This is a genomic window from Porcipelethomonas ammoniilytica, assembly GCF_025567485.1.
Classification (GTDB): domain Bacteria; phylum Bacillota; class Clostridia; order Oscillospirales; family Ruminococcaceae; genus Porcipelethomonas; species Porcipelethomonas ammoniilytica.
Genome location: NZ_JAOQKH010000005.1, coordinates 35,830 through 52,429, shown reverse-complemented (window position 1 = coordinate 52,429; position 16,600 = coordinate 35,830). Strand labels below are relative to the sequence as shown.

The 16,600-nt window shown below is 33.8% G+C and carries 14 protein-coding genes; 6 read left to right on the top strand and 8 right to left on the bottom strand.

Annotation, left to right across the window (positions count from 1 at the left end; translation table 11 throughout):
• Positions 1–3 precede the first annotated feature (3 nt).
• Positions 4–1,161, top strand: coding sequence for a bifunctional chorismate mutase/prephenate dehydratase (locus tag OCV67_RS05430; RefSeq protein WP_262644318.1), 1,158 nt, complete (start codon positions 4–6; stop codon positions 1,159–1,161).
• A gap of 7 nt (positions 1,162–1,168) precedes the next feature.
• Here OCV67_RS05430 and OCV67_RS05425 read toward each other — a convergent pair whose 3' ends face one another.
• Complete coding sequence (locus OCV67_RS05425; RefSeq protein ID WP_147642972.1) at positions 1,169–1,921, bottom strand: SDR family NAD(P)-dependent oxidoreductase; 753 nt, start codon at positions 1,919–1,921, stop codon at positions 1,169–1,171.
• Positions 1,922–2,243: 322 nt separating this feature from the next.
• On the opposite strand from OCV67_RS05425, the gene OCV67_RS05420 reads away from it, so the two are divergent.
• The 5 genes from OCV67_RS05420 to OCV67_RS05400 all read left to right on the top strand — a co-directional run bounded on the left by OCV67_RS05420 (position 2,244) and on the right by OCV67_RS05400 (position 8,137).
• On the top strand, positions 2,244–3,593 hold the full coding sequence (locus OCV67_RS05420; protein WP_147642971.1) for a hypothetical protein: 1,350 nt from the start codon (positions 2,244–2,246) through the stop codon (positions 3,591–3,593).
• Between the two features lie 62 nt (positions 3,594–3,655).
• Entirely contained in the window at positions 3,656–4,327 is a 672-nt protein-coding gene (locus OCV67_RS05415; RefSeq protein ID WP_147642970.1) for a lactate utilization protein, read from the top strand.
• Positions 4,327–5,214 (top strand): SPL family radical SAM protein, encoded by an 888-nt coding sequence (locus OCV67_RS05410; protein WP_147642969.1) that lies wholly within the window; start codon positions 4,327–4,329, stop codon positions 5,212–5,214. The genes OCV67_RS05415 and OCV67_RS05410 overlap by 1 nt, the downstream gene beginning before the upstream one ends.
• Before the next feature lie 107 nt (positions 5,215–5,321).
• Positions 5,322–5,906: a helix-turn-helix domain-containing protein gene (locus tag OCV67_RS05405; protein ID WP_147642968.1), complete on the top strand. Its 585-nt coding sequence runs from the start codon at positions 5,322–5,324 to the stop codon at positions 5,904–5,906.
• 89 nt (positions 5,907–5,995) lie between these two features.
• Entirely contained in the window at positions 5,996–8,137 is a 2,142-nt protein-coding gene (locus OCV67_RS05400; RefSeq protein ID WP_147642967.1) for a clostripain-related cysteine peptidase, read from the top strand.
• Between the two features lie 241 nt (positions 8,138–8,378).
• Here the strand turns inward: OCV67_RS05400 and OCV67_RS05395 are convergent, their stop codons facing one another.
• The 7 genes from OCV67_RS05395 to OCV67_RS05365 form a co-directional block, all read right to left on the bottom strand.
• Positions 8,379–9,074 carry a CpsB/CapC family capsule biosynthesis tyrosine phosphatase gene (locus OCV67_RS05395; RefSeq protein ID WP_147643088.1) on the bottom strand — a complete coding sequence of 232 codons (696 nt, stop codon included), beginning with the start codon at positions 9,072–9,074 and terminating at the stop codon, positions 8,379–8,381.
• Between the two features lie 11 nt (positions 9,075–9,085).
• A complete protein-coding gene (locus OCV67_RS05390; RefSeq protein WP_147642966.1) occupies positions 9,086–10,567 on the bottom strand; it encodes a polysaccharide biosynthesis tyrosine autokinase in 1,482 nt (493 codons plus the stop codon).
• A 13-nt stretch (positions 10,568–10,580) separates the two neighbouring features.
• Positions 10,581–11,813, bottom strand: a complete 1,233-nt coding sequence (locus tag OCV67_RS05385) for a nucleotide sugar dehydrogenase (RefSeq protein ID WP_147642965.1) — start codon at positions 11,811–11,813, stop codon at positions 10,581–10,583.
• 11 nt (positions 11,814–11,824) lie between these two features.
• Positions 11,825–12,886 (bottom strand): NAD-dependent epimerase/dehydratase family protein, encoded by a 1,062-nt coding sequence (locus tag OCV67_RS05380; RefSeq protein ID WP_147642964.1) that lies wholly within the window; start codon positions 12,884–12,886, stop codon positions 11,825–11,827.
• A gap of 15 nt (positions 12,887–12,901) precedes the next feature.
• On the bottom strand, positions 12,902–14,440 hold the full coding sequence (locus tag OCV67_RS05375; RefSeq protein WP_147642963.1) for a lipopolysaccharide biosynthesis protein: 1,539 nt from the start codon (positions 14,438–14,440) through the stop codon (positions 12,902–12,904).
• Positions 14,441–14,541: 101 nt separating this feature from the next.
• A complete protein-coding gene (locus tag OCV67_RS05370; protein WP_178085014.1) occupies positions 14,542–15,585 on the bottom strand; it encodes an EpsG family protein in 1,044 nt (347 codons plus the stop codon).
• 78 nt (positions 15,586–15,663) lie between these two features.
• The gene (locus tag OCV67_RS05365; RefSeq protein ID WP_147642961.1) at positions 15,664–16,596 is read right to left on the bottom strand and encodes an ATP-grasp fold amidoligase family protein; all 933 of its coding nucleotides are present in this window, start codon (positions 16,594–16,596) and stop codon (positions 15,664–15,666) included.
• Between the last annotated feature and the right edge of the window lie 4 nt (positions 16,597–16,600).

Sequence of the window (16,600 nt, the reverse complement as noted above, 5' to 3'; positions counted from 1 at the left end):
TAAATGTATAATAATATTCAGACGCATTATGAAAGGAAAGAAAAAATGGATTTAAACCAATTAAGAAACGATATTGACAAGCTTGATAAAGAAATTTTAAGCGCATTTGAAAAAAGAATGGATCTATGCCGTCAGGTTGCGCTTTATAAAAAAGAAAACAATCTGCCTATTTTTCAGGAAGGCAGAGAGAAGGAAATTATAAAAAAAGTGCGTGACAGAAGCCCTGAACATTTAAAAGACGGTTCGGCGGCGCTTTTTACCGAAATTATGGACATAAGCAAGTGTCTGCAGCAGCAGGAGCTTTTAAAGGAAAAGGACTTTATCCATCCTCTTCCTCTTAATATGAACTGTACCGGAAAGATCGGCTGTCAGGGTACGTCAGGTTCAAACTCCGAAGCTGCCGCACGAAAACTGTTTTCCGAAAATGAAATCGTTTTTTATCAGGAATTTGAAGATGTTTTTGAGGCTGTAGAAAAAGGCGACATTCAGTTTGGCATCATTCCCATACATAACTCCACCGCCGGTTCGGTTACTCAAAATTATGACCTTATGAGAAAATACAATGTATTTATAGCAAAAACCGTAAAAGTAGAAATCACTAACTGTCTTGCCGTAAAAAAAGGTGCTAAAATTGAAAATATAAAAAAGGTTTATTCACATCCTCAAGCGCTCAAACAATGTTCCGGATTTCTGAAAAAATCCGGTTTTGAACCGGTTGAATCAAAAAATACCGCTACTGCCGCAAAGTATGTAAGCGAATCCGGATTTGACTGCGGGGCAATCTGTTCTGAAAGCTGCGCTAAGCTCTATGATATGGAGATAATTGAATCTAATATTTCAAATGTTATTCCGAATTTTACTCGTTTTATTTGTATTTCAAAGGATTTTCTTATATCAGACGATGCAAACACAATTGCAGTAACTCTTGAACTTCCTAATTCAAAAGGAAGCCTTTACAGATTGCTTACAAAATTTTTTGTCAATAATATGAATCTTGAAAAAATAGAAAACCGCCCGATTGCGGACGGCAGTTTTGATGTTATATTCTATCTGGATTTTACAGGAAATATTAAAAATCCTCAGGTAAAATCGCTTCTGACAGAATTATCAGACGAACTTGAATATTTTAAATTTTTAGGAAATTACAGCGAAACTCCCTAAACCTAATTTATTTCTTTTTACTATGCTGTATATTGTACGTAACGGCAGAGAGTAATTTCTGCGGTACAAGTCTCGTGCAGAATACTCCCAGCTTCATTTGAACTGACGGAATAATAAGAGTTTTTCCGCTTAAACATTTATCTATGGCATATCTTGCAGCGTACTCGCTGGAAATTGATTTAACGCTGAAAGAAACTCCGGCTCTGTTATTGAAATTCGTATCAACAGGTCCCGGACAGAAAACACTTATTTTAACATTGCTGCGGATTCTTCTAAGTTCTTCATATATCGCCATAGAAAGACGCAAAACATAGTTCTTAGAAGCGTAATATGATGACATCAGAGGACCTGTCATAAATCCGGCGCTGGACGCCACATTTAAAATTATTCCGTAATTCCTGCGTTTGAAGTCTCTGAGAAAAAGCTTGGTAAGTATGTGCATAGCACGTATATTGACATTCAGCATATCCAGTTCGTCATAAATATCCGTTTTGTCAAATTCACCGAATAATCCATATCCCGCATTATTTATAAGAAAATCAATGTTCTTATCTTTACACTTCTTATAAAGTACAAAAGGTGCATTTTCTTCAGACAAATCGGAATATATTAATTCTGCATCTGATTTAAGAGTTTTCTTTAATTCCTCAAGCTTTTTCATATTTCTGCCGGTCAGGACAAGTTCAAACCCTTTTTCTGAAAGATATCTCGCCATATCCCTTCCAATACCCGAGCTGGCGCCTGTTATAAGTACCTTCATTTTTAACACTTCCAATTTAATATATAGTTATTTTATATTATAACATTTTTAATTCATTTATTCAATATTTTTGAAATTTTTATGAAAATTTTAAAAAAATTTGATAAAAGTATAGACTTATAAGCAGTAATATAGTATAATTATAAAGTATCTGACATTTTATTAACACCTCGCATATTGAATATGTGAATTAATATTAAATCAAAATTGGCATGCCGTCCGCCATCACAGACGGCAGCAACGGAATTTCTGAAATATTTTAAAAGCCGCAGGAAATATTTATTTAAAAACCGTTGCTCTGCGGCAGAACAGGAGAATAATCATGTTAAAGAAAGCAAAAAAAATTTTAACCGGCATTATTGCGTCTGCAATGGTTTTATCATGCGCCGGATGCGGTACAGGCAAATCTACTGCTTATGCACTTACTGTTGACGGATATCAGGTCAAAGCAGGCGTATATATTTATTATCAGTATACTGCGTTTCAGGAAGCCAAAAATCTTGCTCAAAAAGCTAATGAAAAGTTGGATGTTACTGATGAAAAAGCTCTTAAAAAGGTCAAAATAAACGACAAGGATTTTTTACAGTGGGTAGAAGACAAAACAACAACAGCCTGCGCTGAACATGTTGCCGTTATGAAAAAATTTGATGAAATGGAATTGTCTTTGAAAGAAAGCGATATAGAAAGTATTGAATCAAGCGTTGAAAGCGCTTACGAAAATAATCCTGATATGTTTGAAGGCAACGGAATCGGAAAAGAATCATTAAAGGAAATAATGACCAATACTTATAAAAGCAATGAGATTTTTGAAGCTCTTTACGGTGAAAACGGTACGGAAGGAGTTAAAGAAGAGGATGTAAAAAACTTTTATATTGAAAATAACGCCAGAGTAAAATATATCGGTCTGGATCTTCATGACTCGGAAGGCAACGACCTTGACGAGGCAGGTAAAAAAGAAATTACAGACATGGCTGACGACTTCCTCAAACGTGCAAAAAATGCAGATTCTACTGATAAAATGCTGGAAGAATTTGATCTTATGCAGGAGGAATACGATAAATATGTTGCAGATAAAGCAGCTGAAGCTGCCGGTGAAGAAACAACAACCGAAGCCGCTACTGAAGCTGTCACAGAAACAACCTCAGTTGAAACTGTTTCCGAAACGTCAACTTCTGATAATGAAAACACATCAGAAAATGAAGCCGATGTAACAACTGCTGAAAACGAAGGAGCTTCATCATCTGAAACAACAACAGTTACTACGGCTGTTTCCGAAGCCGGTAGTGAAGAATCAGAAACTACTACTGCTAATCCTTATGCGAATGAAACAATCATTTCCGTAGTTACTACCGACGAAAATACAAAAGAAGAAGAAATTCAGTATACTCCTTCAAAAACATTCTATGACTGGGTATATAACGATGCAAAAACCAATATTCCGGAAATTATTGAAGATGAAGACACTCTTTATGTGGCAGTAAGACTTGACATAACGGAACGTATGACCGATGAAGATCTATGGAGCGAAACATCAGCTAATAGTACTAGATTTAACATGTTCTCCGATGATCTACAGGATAAGCTCAACGAATGGGTTGCAGGATATAGTATAGAAAAAAATGAAAAGGCTTATAAGCGTTATGATCCGTTTGATTTTAAAACAGCATCTTAATAAACAAATTTAAAGGGTAAGAAATTCTTACCCTTTTTATATAATAAAATGGAGGTAAAAATATGACTGACCAAAATTACGAAAAAATAATAAAATTAAGAATGGAAAAAGCCAAAAAAGCGCTAGAAAAAAATAATATGCAGGTTTTTATTGCAGACAATAAAAACGAAGTTTTGAATATTGTAAAAACACTTATAAAAAAGGGTGATATTATAGGCAGCGGAGGCTCAGTATCATTGACTCAATGCGGTATTATTGATTTACTGAGAACTCCTGATTATAATTTTTTAGACCGTGCAAACTTTACTCCGGAAAATATTAAAGAATTCTACATTAAATGTTTCAGTACCGATGCTTATTTCACCAGCGCCAATGCAATCACCGAAAACGGCGAGCTTTATAATGTTGACGGAAACAGTAATAGAATCGCAGCAATAGCATACGGTCCTGAATCAGTTATCGTGGTAGCCGGATATAACAAAATTGTAAAAAATCTGGACGAAGCTATAAACCGTGTTAAATCCACAGCAGCGCCTGCGAATACCGTTCGTCTGAACTGTAAAACATACTGTAATGAAACAGGCGAATGCGCCGCATTTGGACAGTCATGTCCCGGCATGACCTCCGGTTGCAGCAGCAGCGACAGAATATGCTGCAATTTCCTTGTATCTGCACAACAAAGGCATAAAAACAGAATAAAAGTAATACTTGTTGCTGAACCGCTGGGATACTAATGGAATATATTGATGCTAAAACTATTCTTACTAAATGCAAAAGTACAGAATGGTTCGGAACAGATTATAATATGAATATTTACCGTGGCTGCTGTCACGGATGCATTTACTGCGACAGCCGCAGCGAATGCTACAATATTGATAATTTCGATAAAGTCAGAGCCAAAAAAGATGTGCTGCCGCTGCTCCGTGACGAACTGAAAAGAAAAGTACGCTCAGGCGTTATCGGAACAGGCGCTATGAGTGATCCTTACAATCCTTTTGAAAAAGAGCTCCAGCTTACAAGACACAGTCTGGAACTGATCGACGCATTTAATTTTGGTATTTCCATTGTCACTAAAAGCGCTCTTATTACAAGAGACATCGACATTCTTCAAAATATTAAAGAACACTCCCCTGTTATCTGCAAGCTTACCATAACTGCCGCTGACGACAGTCTTTGCAGAAAAATCGAACCGCATGTCTCTTTGTCAAGCGAGCGTTTTGAAGCAATGCGTACACTTAGCAATCACGGTATATTTTCCGGAGTAGTTCTCATGCCTGTTCTTCCTTTTATTGAGGATAACGAAGAAAATATTTTAAATATTATTCATAAAACGGCAAAATGCGGAGGTAAATTTATTTATCCCTCCTTCGGCGTAACATTACGGCAAAATCAAAGAGAATATTTTTTCGATAAATTAGACGTAATATTTCCGGAAAGTAATCTTCGTGAAAAATATATAAGATATTACGGTAATTCATATAAATGTACAATCCAAAATGTCGGAAGACTATGGAAAATCTTTGAATCCGAATGTCTGAAATATGGTATTATTTACAAAATGAAGGACATAATTTCAGCATATAAATCCGGATATGAAATGAGTCAGCTTAGCTTTTTTTAACAAACAAGGACAGTTGAACTGTCCTTGTTCTTTTTTGTTAACTCTACGGAGCGTTTATTGTATTTAAATCAATATAATGTTATAATAATTCCGGAGGTGAAAAGCACATGAATAATATTAAAATAGGAAATCTTATTTATACGCTTAGAAAAGAAAAACAGCTTACACAATTACAATTGGCTGAACGTATGAATATCAGTGATAAAACCGTTTCTAAGTGGGAACGGGGATTAGGCTGTCCGGACATATCGCTTCTCCCTGATCTTTCAAAAATACTAGAAGTAAATCTGGAAGAACTGTTGTCAGGTAAGCTTGATATAAATTCTATTACAGGAGGAAATATGAAAAAAACTAAATTCTATATCTGTCCGCAATGCGGAAATATTATAACTTCTTCAGAAGATGCCGCTATATCCTGCTGCGGTAAAAAGCTCTCAGCTTCAGAACCGCAAAAAGCTAATGAACAAGAAAAACTAAGTATAGAAAATATTGAAACTGATTATTTCATTTCAACAAATCACGAAATGACAAAAGAACACTACATTTCATTTGTCGCACTTTTAACTGGAGACAGTCTGATAATAAGAAAACAGTATCCGGAATGGAACTTGCAAACACGCATTCCGGCTTTTTCTCATGGAAAACTTATATGGAACTGTACAAAGCACGGTTTATTTTATCAGATTATTTAAATTTCATATATTTTAATATTATCCCAATTAATTGACTTTATTTTATGTTTGTGATATAATATTAAAAGTTTAATTAAAGGAGATTTTATATGAAAGAAAAAGCATTAATTCTGAAAAGAATTTTAGCAGCATTAACTTCCGCTATGATTCTGACAGCAGCATCAACAGGATGCAGCAAGGATTCAGACAAAACTCAAAAAACAAATAAAGATATTTTCGGAAACGATTCTTCATCAAGCGATGTATCAGGCACTAGTGTTACGCCGTCAAACGAAGTCAATATTATAAATAATCTTGATACGCTGGACTCGACTGGAAAAGTTTATAGTCAGACTATTATGATTTACATGGTAGGTTCTGATCTGGAGTCTGAATACGGCAATGCTTCTCTTGATTTACAGGAAATGCAGGAGGCTATGCCGGATGTTGATAACAATAACATAATTGTTTATACAGGCGGCGCTTCACAATGGCAAACACCTGAAATTGACGCTGATGAAAACGCCATATTTAAGCTTGAATCAAACGGTTTTACTAAAATTTCTTCCACAGACGCAAAAAATATGGGTGAAGCGGATACCTTAAGTGAATTTATTTCATATGGTCTTGAAAATTACAACACTGATAAATACGGCTTGATTCTCTGGAATCATGGCGCCGGACCGGTATTCGGATTTGGTGTAGATGAAAATTACAACGATTTGCTTACACTTCCTGAAATGCAGTCCGCATTGGAAAATTCAGTAGGTCAGTCAGGTCAAAAACTTGAATGGATCGGTTTCGATGCTTGCCTTATGAGTTCTCTTGAAGTTGCTGATGTATTTTCCGATTATTCCAACTATTTAATCTCATCTCAGGAAACTGAACCGGGCTGGGGCTGGAATTACTCGTTTCTTTCTTCACTTTCAGAACCTGATATGGACGGTGCAAGATTAGGTCAAAAAATCATTGATGCATATATGGATTTCAGTGAAGCAGTATTTGAAGAATATCCAAAGTTTTACTCCGATTTAACACTGTCATGTATGGATTTAAATAAATATCAGACCGCTGAAGATCAGCTCAATGCATTTTTTGAAAATATTAATAGTAACCTTGATAGCAATACCTACCCTGAAGCGGTAAGAAACCGTGATAATGTAAAAGATTTCGGTACATATAGTTCAGACTTTAATTACAGTCTTGTAGACATAACAAATCTTCTTGAACTTCTTTCAGCCGACTCTGACGCTTCGGCTGACGAAACAATAACCTCTATAAACGATATGATAATGTATATGCGTACCAACACTGCAAATGCAGGAGGCGTATCCATCTGTTATCCATATCAGACAGACAGCGAATATTCTGAATATTGCATAGCCATGCAAGAAAGTATTGATTTTTCTTCAGGTTATACAAGCTTTCTTAAAAAATTCAACTCTATAAAAAACGGAGAACAGATTGCTGATGAATGGACAGTTGAAGAAGCAGAAACAAATGTAGAAAAAATTACTCCGGAAAACGGTTCTCAAAACGGCAGTGATATTTCTCTTGCGCTTACAGAGGAACAACAGCAAAATTTCGGAACAGCTGCATACTATATTCTCTGCAAAGCCGAAGCAGGCGGTTTTATTGAATCCGGAGAAGATGAACGTGCTGAAGATATGTATGTATTTATCCATGGCGGCAAAAATGTAAAAATGGACGATAACGGAGTTCTTCATGCTTACTATAGCGATAATGTGGTGTATATGAAAGATAAGGAAACCGGAGAACGTTCCGATATTCCTATGGTTTTAATTGACAATGATTCTTCTTCTACAGAAAAAAGATATCTTACCTCAGTCGTACTTACTAAAACAGAAGATGATTTTGCAACAACCAGTGCAAATCTTCAGATCGTTGTAGATGAAGAACACCCTGACGGAATAATAAGAAACGCTGTTCCTATTTCATCTGATGACGAAGAAATTCAACGTGCAAACAAACAGCTGCTTGATATTGATGATTATAATATTATGTCAGTTGTCGGCAGATGCAGCTACCTTACAAGAGATGATAACGGCAAACTCCTCCAGTTTTTCGACTGGGAAAATTCCGGAATACTAATGGGATTTGAACAAAATCTTAAATCTGGATACGAACTCGAAGTAACTCCAATAGAAAATCCTGAAAATTATGTATGTATGTTTATTGTTACTGATTCTCAGGGCAATTCAACAGTTTCAGAATTGATTCCACTTGGATAATTTTATAAGTGATCAGGAAATAAGGCAACGTATATAGTTATTTGCAATCAAATAATTGCATGAACCTTAGAACTTAAAAAATAATTCGATTAATTCCGACAAATCTAATTGCAAAACAGCCAAAATTACGTATTTACCGTAATTTTGGCTGTTTTCTGTAACCCTTTTCAATGTGTACAACTAAAACCAATACTTCTGTGAACCATACTATCTTTTTCTGATTGAATAATTATTATAAATCTTATACTTTAACTGCCATGTAGTTTGCATACCTTTCAAGCATTTTATCCGAAGTCTCTATAATGGAAACATCCACCTTTTTCTGCAGCAAATCCCAGTTAGGTTTTCTGCTTGTCAAATTATGTGCATCACTTCCGAAAACTATCTCTTTCTCTTCATTTATTAGATTTTTTATAAATCTTTTTTCCTTGCGGTTTTCAAAAGCTTCGTTATTTACTTGAAATACAGGCTTTATTGAAAGTATTCTTTCAATTTCGGAACTACTGTAATATTCAAAGTATCTGTGAACATGAGCAATAATAACTTTCAGATTGTACTCCGCTGAAATATTATAAATTTCCTCTGATATCCATTTTTCATACGAACGATAAGGCAGTTCAAGCATAATTAAATTCGTTCCCATAATTACAAGTTTTTCTATATCCTTCATTTCGGAAATACCATGTTCAATCGCAACCTCCGCACCCAAAATAATATTCTTTATAAATTTATTTTCCTTTATACGATTGTATGCATTCTTTCTTTTTTCAAGAAAATCTTCAACCGATTTTTCACGATGTGCATAAAAGTGCGGTGTGGCAACAACACGTTCAATTCCCTGCATACGCATCATTTCAAGCATTTCCAACGACATTTCGGGATTATGCGCTCCATCATCAATTCCGGGCAGTATATGACAATGATATTCTGTGCGCAATATTCTCAACCTCACTTCTTTTCATTCTTTGTTTCATTTTTATCCGTTTTTTCTCCGTAATAACCATAGCCACGCTTATAATCATACTTGTATTTGGAATAATATCTTCCGCTACGCTTATTCTTAATACTATTAAGAATAAATCCGAGCATATTGACCTTTGAAAATTCCATTTTCTTTACAACTGCTTCGATGTCTTCCGTAGTTGTTCTTCCATAACATAATACAACAACAATACCCGATACACATTTTGCAAGCTCCATTGCATCTGTAACAACATTAACAGGCGGTGTATCAATAATAATTATCTGGTATTTTTTGTTAAGCTCATCAAGTATAGCTAACATATTTTCAGATGCTAAAAGCTCAGACGGATTAGGTGGGAGAGGTCCTGATGTCATTACATCAAGATTTTCCATTACATTCTTTTGAATACACTCATCGAGCTTATTCATTTTACTGATAGCTGTTGAAAGACCCTTTTTATTTTTAATCTCAAATATTTTATGCTGAACCGCTTTTCTCATATCTGCGTCAATGAGAAGTGCCTTGTTTCCGCCCTGTGCAAGCGCAATAGCAATGTTTGCGGAAATTATAGACTTGCCCTCAGACGGATTCGCCGAAGATACAGCAAATATTTTTTTATCAGATGTTGCAAGAGAGAAATTTACATTTGTTCTGATAGACTTATATCTTTCAACAATATAAAAAGGAATATCCTTATCCGTAAGCTTGCTGTAATTATCTTTTGAAGACTTATCATTTCTCTCCGCTGCAAATTCTTGTATTTCACCAATAATAGCTTTTTTGTATTTTTTCTCAAGTAATGCCACATCCTTGACAGTATTGTCAAAATAATCTGTAATAAGAATAATCGTTACTACTATCAGTAATGCTGCTGCCATACCAAGTAATGTGTTTTTTATAACATTAGGCGCAACAGGTGTTTCATATACCTTTGCCTTATCAATTGTATTAATAGAACCCACACCTACCGCTTTTGCCACATATTCAGGCGCTATTGATGTAAGATTATTACATATTGAAGCTGCAATTTCAGGATTTTTCGCAGTTGCTATAACCTTAACGGCAGATGTATCCGTTACAGTACTAAGCTCAATACATTTGCGCAGTGATTCAGTTTCAATCTCACCTGACATATTAAACGTGAAATTTTCAGAAAGTATTACTTCATCAAACTGCTCCAGAAGAAGTTCACCAATTGCTGCCATAACAGCGTCGTCCTTTAATACTTCCATGTATGTATTTACAAGCTGTTTGGAATTACTGATATTATTCTGATCAGCCATCTGATCTGAAATTCCTGTATAACTTTGAACATACATGGAAACATGGGATGAATATTCAAATGGGAGAAACATCTTTGAAAATCCAAATGATAATATTCCGCCTGCTATTGTTACAATGATAATAATCCAGATTTTGTTCAGAAATAATCCGATAAGTTCTTTTATAGTATAACTATTCTCCATTTTTTATTTCCTTTCAATCTCTCATAAAGATATCTCGTGTATAAACCTTATCAGATACATCATCAAGACATTTATCATAACGATTCACAACAATTGCATCAGATATCTTCTTAAATCTTTCAAGATCATTAACTATAACGCTTCCAAAAAATGTATCTCCGTCATTGAGAGTCGGTTCATATATAATAACTATTGCTCCCTTTGATTTAAGCCTTTTCATAACTCCCTGAATTGAACTTTGGCGGAAATTATCTGAGTTTGACTTCATAGTAAGCCTATAAACACCAATCGTCACATACTTTTCAATACCTGTGTCAAATTCATCATCCGTACTGTACCAACCTGATTTTTCAAGCACTCTGTCGGCAATAAAGTCCTTACGAGTCTTATTTGACTCAACAATGGCTTCAATCAGGTTTTCAGGTACATCCTTGTAATTAGCAAGAAGCTGCTTTGTATCCTTTGGCAGACAGTATCCGCCATATCCGAATGACGGATTATTGTAATGTGTTCCTATACGAGGATCAAGACATACACCATCAATAATTTGCTGTGTATCAAGACCTTTAATTTCTGCATATGTATCAAGCTCATTAAAGTAAGATACTCTCAACGCAAGATAAGTATTTGCAAAAAGCTTTACAGCCTCAGCTTCTGTAAATCCCATATACAGAATATCAATATTTTCCTTAATTGCACCATCAGAAAGTAAATCTGCAAATATGTGTGCCGCTTTTACAAGTTTTTCATCTTCCATATCTGTTCCCACGATAATTCTTGAAGGATAAAGATTATCATAAAGCGCTTTACTTTCACGTAAAAATTCAGGACTGAAAATGATATTTCCGCTTCCTGTTTTTTCACGTATGCTTTTTGTGTATCCTACCGGAATGGTCGATTTGATAACCATTATCGCTTCAGGATTATACTCCATTACAAGCTTTATCACATTTTCAACTGCCGATGTATCAAAGAAATTTTTCTTGCTGTCATAATTTGTCGGAACCGCAATAACAACAAAATCAGCGTCAGAGTAAGCTTCCTTTGCGTTAAGGGTTGCTGTAAGATCAAGCACTTTTTCGACAAGATACCTTTCGATATAATCATCCTGTATAGGGGATTTTCTGTTATTTATCATTTCTACCTTTTCCGGAACAATATCAACCGCATAAACCCTATTATTTTGTGCAAGCAAAACAGCCAATGACAACCCGACATACCCTGTTCCTGCTACAGCTATTTTCATTTTATCATCTCCTATTTGCTGTTAAATTCCTTATACCACTGGGCAAAGCTTCTCAGACCGTCACGAAGACTTGTTTTCGGCTTAAAACCCAAATCTCTTTCAAGGTCTGATGTATCGGCATATGTCACAGGTACATCACCTGCCTGCATTGGCACAAGCTCCTTATACATATCAAAATTATAATTTTGTGGAAGCACCTCAGCTTTTACAAGCTCCTCACTGAGTATCTGAACAAAGTCAAGAAGATTTTCTGGACTGCTGTTTCCGATATTATATACCTTGTACGGTGGTATCGGAAGTCCGTCATTTCCGTTTTTCTTTTCGGGCGGCTTAACCATTACATGTTTAACTCCCTCGACAATATCGTCTATGTAAGTAAAATCCCTCTTACAGTCGCCGTAATTAAAAATCTTGATTTTCTCTCTTTTAACAAGTTTTTCGGTAAAGCTGAAATATGCCATATCAGGACGTCCCGCAGGTCCGTAAACTGTAAAAAAACGAAGACCTGTTGATGGAATGTTATAAAGCTTTGAGTATGCATGTGCCATAAGCTCATTTGATTTTTTTGTTGCGGCATAAAGCGATACAGGATTATCAACCTTATCATCAGTACTGAACGGAACCTTTGTATTTCCACCATAAACGCTTGACGAACTTGCATAAACCAAATGTTCAACTGGATAATTTCTGCAAGCTTCAAGGATATTGTAAAAACCGATTATATTTGACTCTATGTAAGCGTCGGGATTTGTTATAGAATAGCGTACACCCGCCTGTGCAGCAAGATTTACAACTATCTTTGGAGTATATTCGCTGAAAATTGTATCTATAAGCAGCTTGTCCGCAAGATTTCCCTTGATAAATTTCCAATTGCAGCCACTCTTTTCTTTTGCAAGATTTTCAATTTCATTTAGTCGGTATTCTTTGAGTGAAACATCGTAATAATCATTTACACTGTCAAGCCCAATAACAGTCACATTGCTTGCGGTATGTATAATTTCCTTTGTAAGGTTGCTGCCGATAAACCCTGCCGTACCTGTTATAAGTATTGTTTGATTGTCTAAATTTTGCATTTTGCACCTCTGAAACTAAATTTTATTTTTTCTTATAAATACAGATTTAATAAATTTAAAAGCTTCTTTAAAACGCTTGGTTTTAAAATATACAAGTAAGTTTAAAGCGTTTGGTATAGACAGACAAATTAGAAGCTTTATTATTAATCCTGCCATTCCTTCTATATGAATAAGCGAGCATATTGTATATGTTAAAATACAATTTACAATTGTAACAAATAAATATAAAACATGGTCGATATAATACTCTTTTATTGTTCTTTGGAAATATGATTTAAATAACACTCTATTCCTTGACAGAAAATTAAACAGCACAATGGTAATTATTGTTGCAAGTAAAACTCCCGTAACTCCGAAATAATAACCGAGCACAAAGCTTAAAATTATATTTCCTGCTGCTTCCATAAAATATGATAGTCTCAGCTCCCAAAACAAACCCGAACCACTTACGTATAAATTTCTTATATTGCATGATGTTATTACATAAAAATATGTACAGAACAAAAACATATTAAAATCAGAAAGCATCAAATTTTTGTTGCCACTCATCCATATTTTTACAAAAGGCTGATAAAGACAACATAAACATATAGTACACATACTTGTTAACCATGAAAAAATAAAAGTAAATTTTATTAAATTCTTATAATTTCTTTCTACGCCTTCCGTTGCTATACTGTTTCCGACACTTGCCTGCATACAATTTGAAACTGTCAGCGACACTCCATATATTGCTGTAAAAATATAAAAATAATTATTATATATCGCAACACTTGTTAGTCCAACCAATGACGAAATTACAATTGTATCTATCGTATTTCTGCAAACATTAGACAACTTATTAAAGAAGACACCTTTGACTTGCTTTGTAATTTCTTTTTTTATATTTTCAGATATTTTTCCATGCGGAGTGATTTGTGGAAAGTATTTTTTTGAAACAAATTGTACTAATAAATTATTGATTATCGAAAATATCGGAAGAAAAATAACATAAACATAATAATTACCAAATACAAATAAAACTACAGCCTGTACAATAAACATACTGCTTTTAATTATGCTCGATATTTTATCTGTAAGATCCGCACGCTGCATTGCAAGAAGCAATGCAGTTTTATATGCAAATAACCAGTATGAGATAACAGAATTAGAAAGATATATAAGATATAATAAATAAATATTTACTTCATCAGGATACGAACCTTTAATAAGAAATTTTAAAAAAGGAAGCAATATCAATCCTATAGCGAGAATAACAATTCCTATTATTCTGTAAACCCTTTTTAAATATGATATCAATGCACAAACTGTATCATTATCTCCAATTGCTATAGGTTTATATAGAATATAAACGACAGCTGAAGAAAAACCTAGATCAGTTAGGTTAAGTACCTGAAGAATTGATGTAAACAAACCATTAAGTCCCTGATATTCTTCACCAAGTTTATATAAAATAAGCGTACGTACAACAAAAGGTAAAATAATATTTATAATCTGTAGAATTATTGCACTTTTTAAATTCCTTTTTGAATTTTTTATTCTCGAATCACTCATATTATTTTCAGCCTCACAATTTTATTTTCTGGGTAACTACAGGAAAAATTTAATGGGTCATATATAAAGTCGTTTACTTTTTTCATAATAAATTCTCCCTCTTACTCAAAAATAAATTTAAAAGGCATATATGCAGTATCATTGTTGATATACCAAAGAGAGACATAGAAAATATAGAATAAAGAGTAATAGCCGACAAAACATAATTCTATATAGTTTCTTTTTCCTTTTAAGTTTTTACAAATAATTGTTATTCCCGGAATAGAGATAAAAGCCAATACAATATACACACGGTATAGCATATCATTTTGAACAGCAAATATAAGAAATACTAAGCTCAAAATAAATAAATCTACAAGAACTTTTTCTTCCTTACTTTTATATAATTCAGAGTAAATAGACGTAAAATACAAAACAATGAATGTTATGGCAAACACATACGGTCTAAAATTCAGCAAAGATGCGTCATATGTTTCATATAAGCTATAACGAGAAATAATCTTAAAAACCAACGTTCCAACATTGAGAAGATTCATAATCAAACAAATTATTGCCAATCTCCGTATTAAAGTAGGTGTAAAATCAATTTTTCTGAATAAAATCAATAAAAGCATAACTAACACTGAAGAATGAAAGGTAGAAGCAATTAAAATAGTAAATATGTATTTCACCCATTTTCCTTGAAGTAAAAAAGGAATTGACAGCAAAACTATTGCAATGGCACACCCTTGACGCATAATATTAAAAGAGCATTGTATGTAGAGATAAGGCTGGAACACAAAAACTAAAATGGAAAAGATATAATAATCAGGTGATACATATTTTCTTATATAGATAATAAAATTCAATAAAATAAGAGTGGTTACAAGTATTGTTAAAGTAACAGTCCCACCGCCTATTATTATGGCTATCTTGTTTAAAAGCACATACCCTTTCTCAGTAAAGTATGCATCACCATTCTTCTCTATATTATGAAATGCATCTACATAATTTCCGTGATCAGACCCTATATGTTCATCACGAAAAGCTGAGATGAACCAAAGTACAGACATAATAAGTAGAAATAAAAATTGAAAAAATCTTTTCCATTCTAAATTGGAGTGAGATAAACTATTAAATGTAATTGCATGACGTGTTTCAATCATTCTCTCAATCATGAAAAAGTATGCAATAAAAACAAATATCAGAATATATATATACATGATTCTTTTCAAAATCCCCCACTATACCAACTCTATTTCCTTCCTATTCGGTAATTTTATCATTTGTCCAAGTTTATAATCCATTTCTTCCGGTATCATTTTTTGAAATCCCGAAGCTGTATATAACGTTATTTCACCAAAATACAAATGATTATTTACTATATAAAAATCAATTCTGGATTGACAAATATTTTCTGATAATATTTCAGAATATTTCAGCATTTTATCAAGGCACTCCGGAACCGACTCAACAATATTACTTACCTTAAAATGTTCATCAAGTGAAATATACTGTGGTTCCCACGCAGTGTTGTAAACCGTTTCACTAAGTTCTTCACCATGATTAAAACGATTATGAAAAACAACAATATATATTGGTTTACCATTTATACAGTATACCTTATAATCTTCCGGAACAGTTTTCCCTTTTTCTTCAAGATACTTTTCCGCAATAATCCTCGGCTTTACGTCTTTATAAGGCCATTCTCTTCCTGCATAAAAATAATTTCGTTTGAGACTTTTATTTAATTTCTTTTTTGCAGCATTCATATCAAGCTTCGATTTATCTCTGCAAATTACAAGTCCACCCGAATCATGTGTACATTTTAAAACAAAATTATTCGGAAGCTTATCAAAATCAATATCTTCAAATTTGTCCCATACTCCAAGTGTTGGAATAATATGATTCTCACCTATCTTATCGGCAACATATTGTTTTACTGCGTATTTATCAACCATTGTGGTATATTCGATTTTTCTGTCATAAAGCTTTAACCATTGAAGTTTTTCATTAAAAGTTTTCGGATTTTCAAGGTTTAACGTTTTTCCAGTTCTAATTTTGTAAACAATGCAAAGATATTTTTCATCATTCATTTTCTTGAAAAAACCAAGACGACTGAGTGCAATAAAAATGTATCCCGGGTTTTTAAGTATCTTTATTAGTTTATCTTTCATTTTT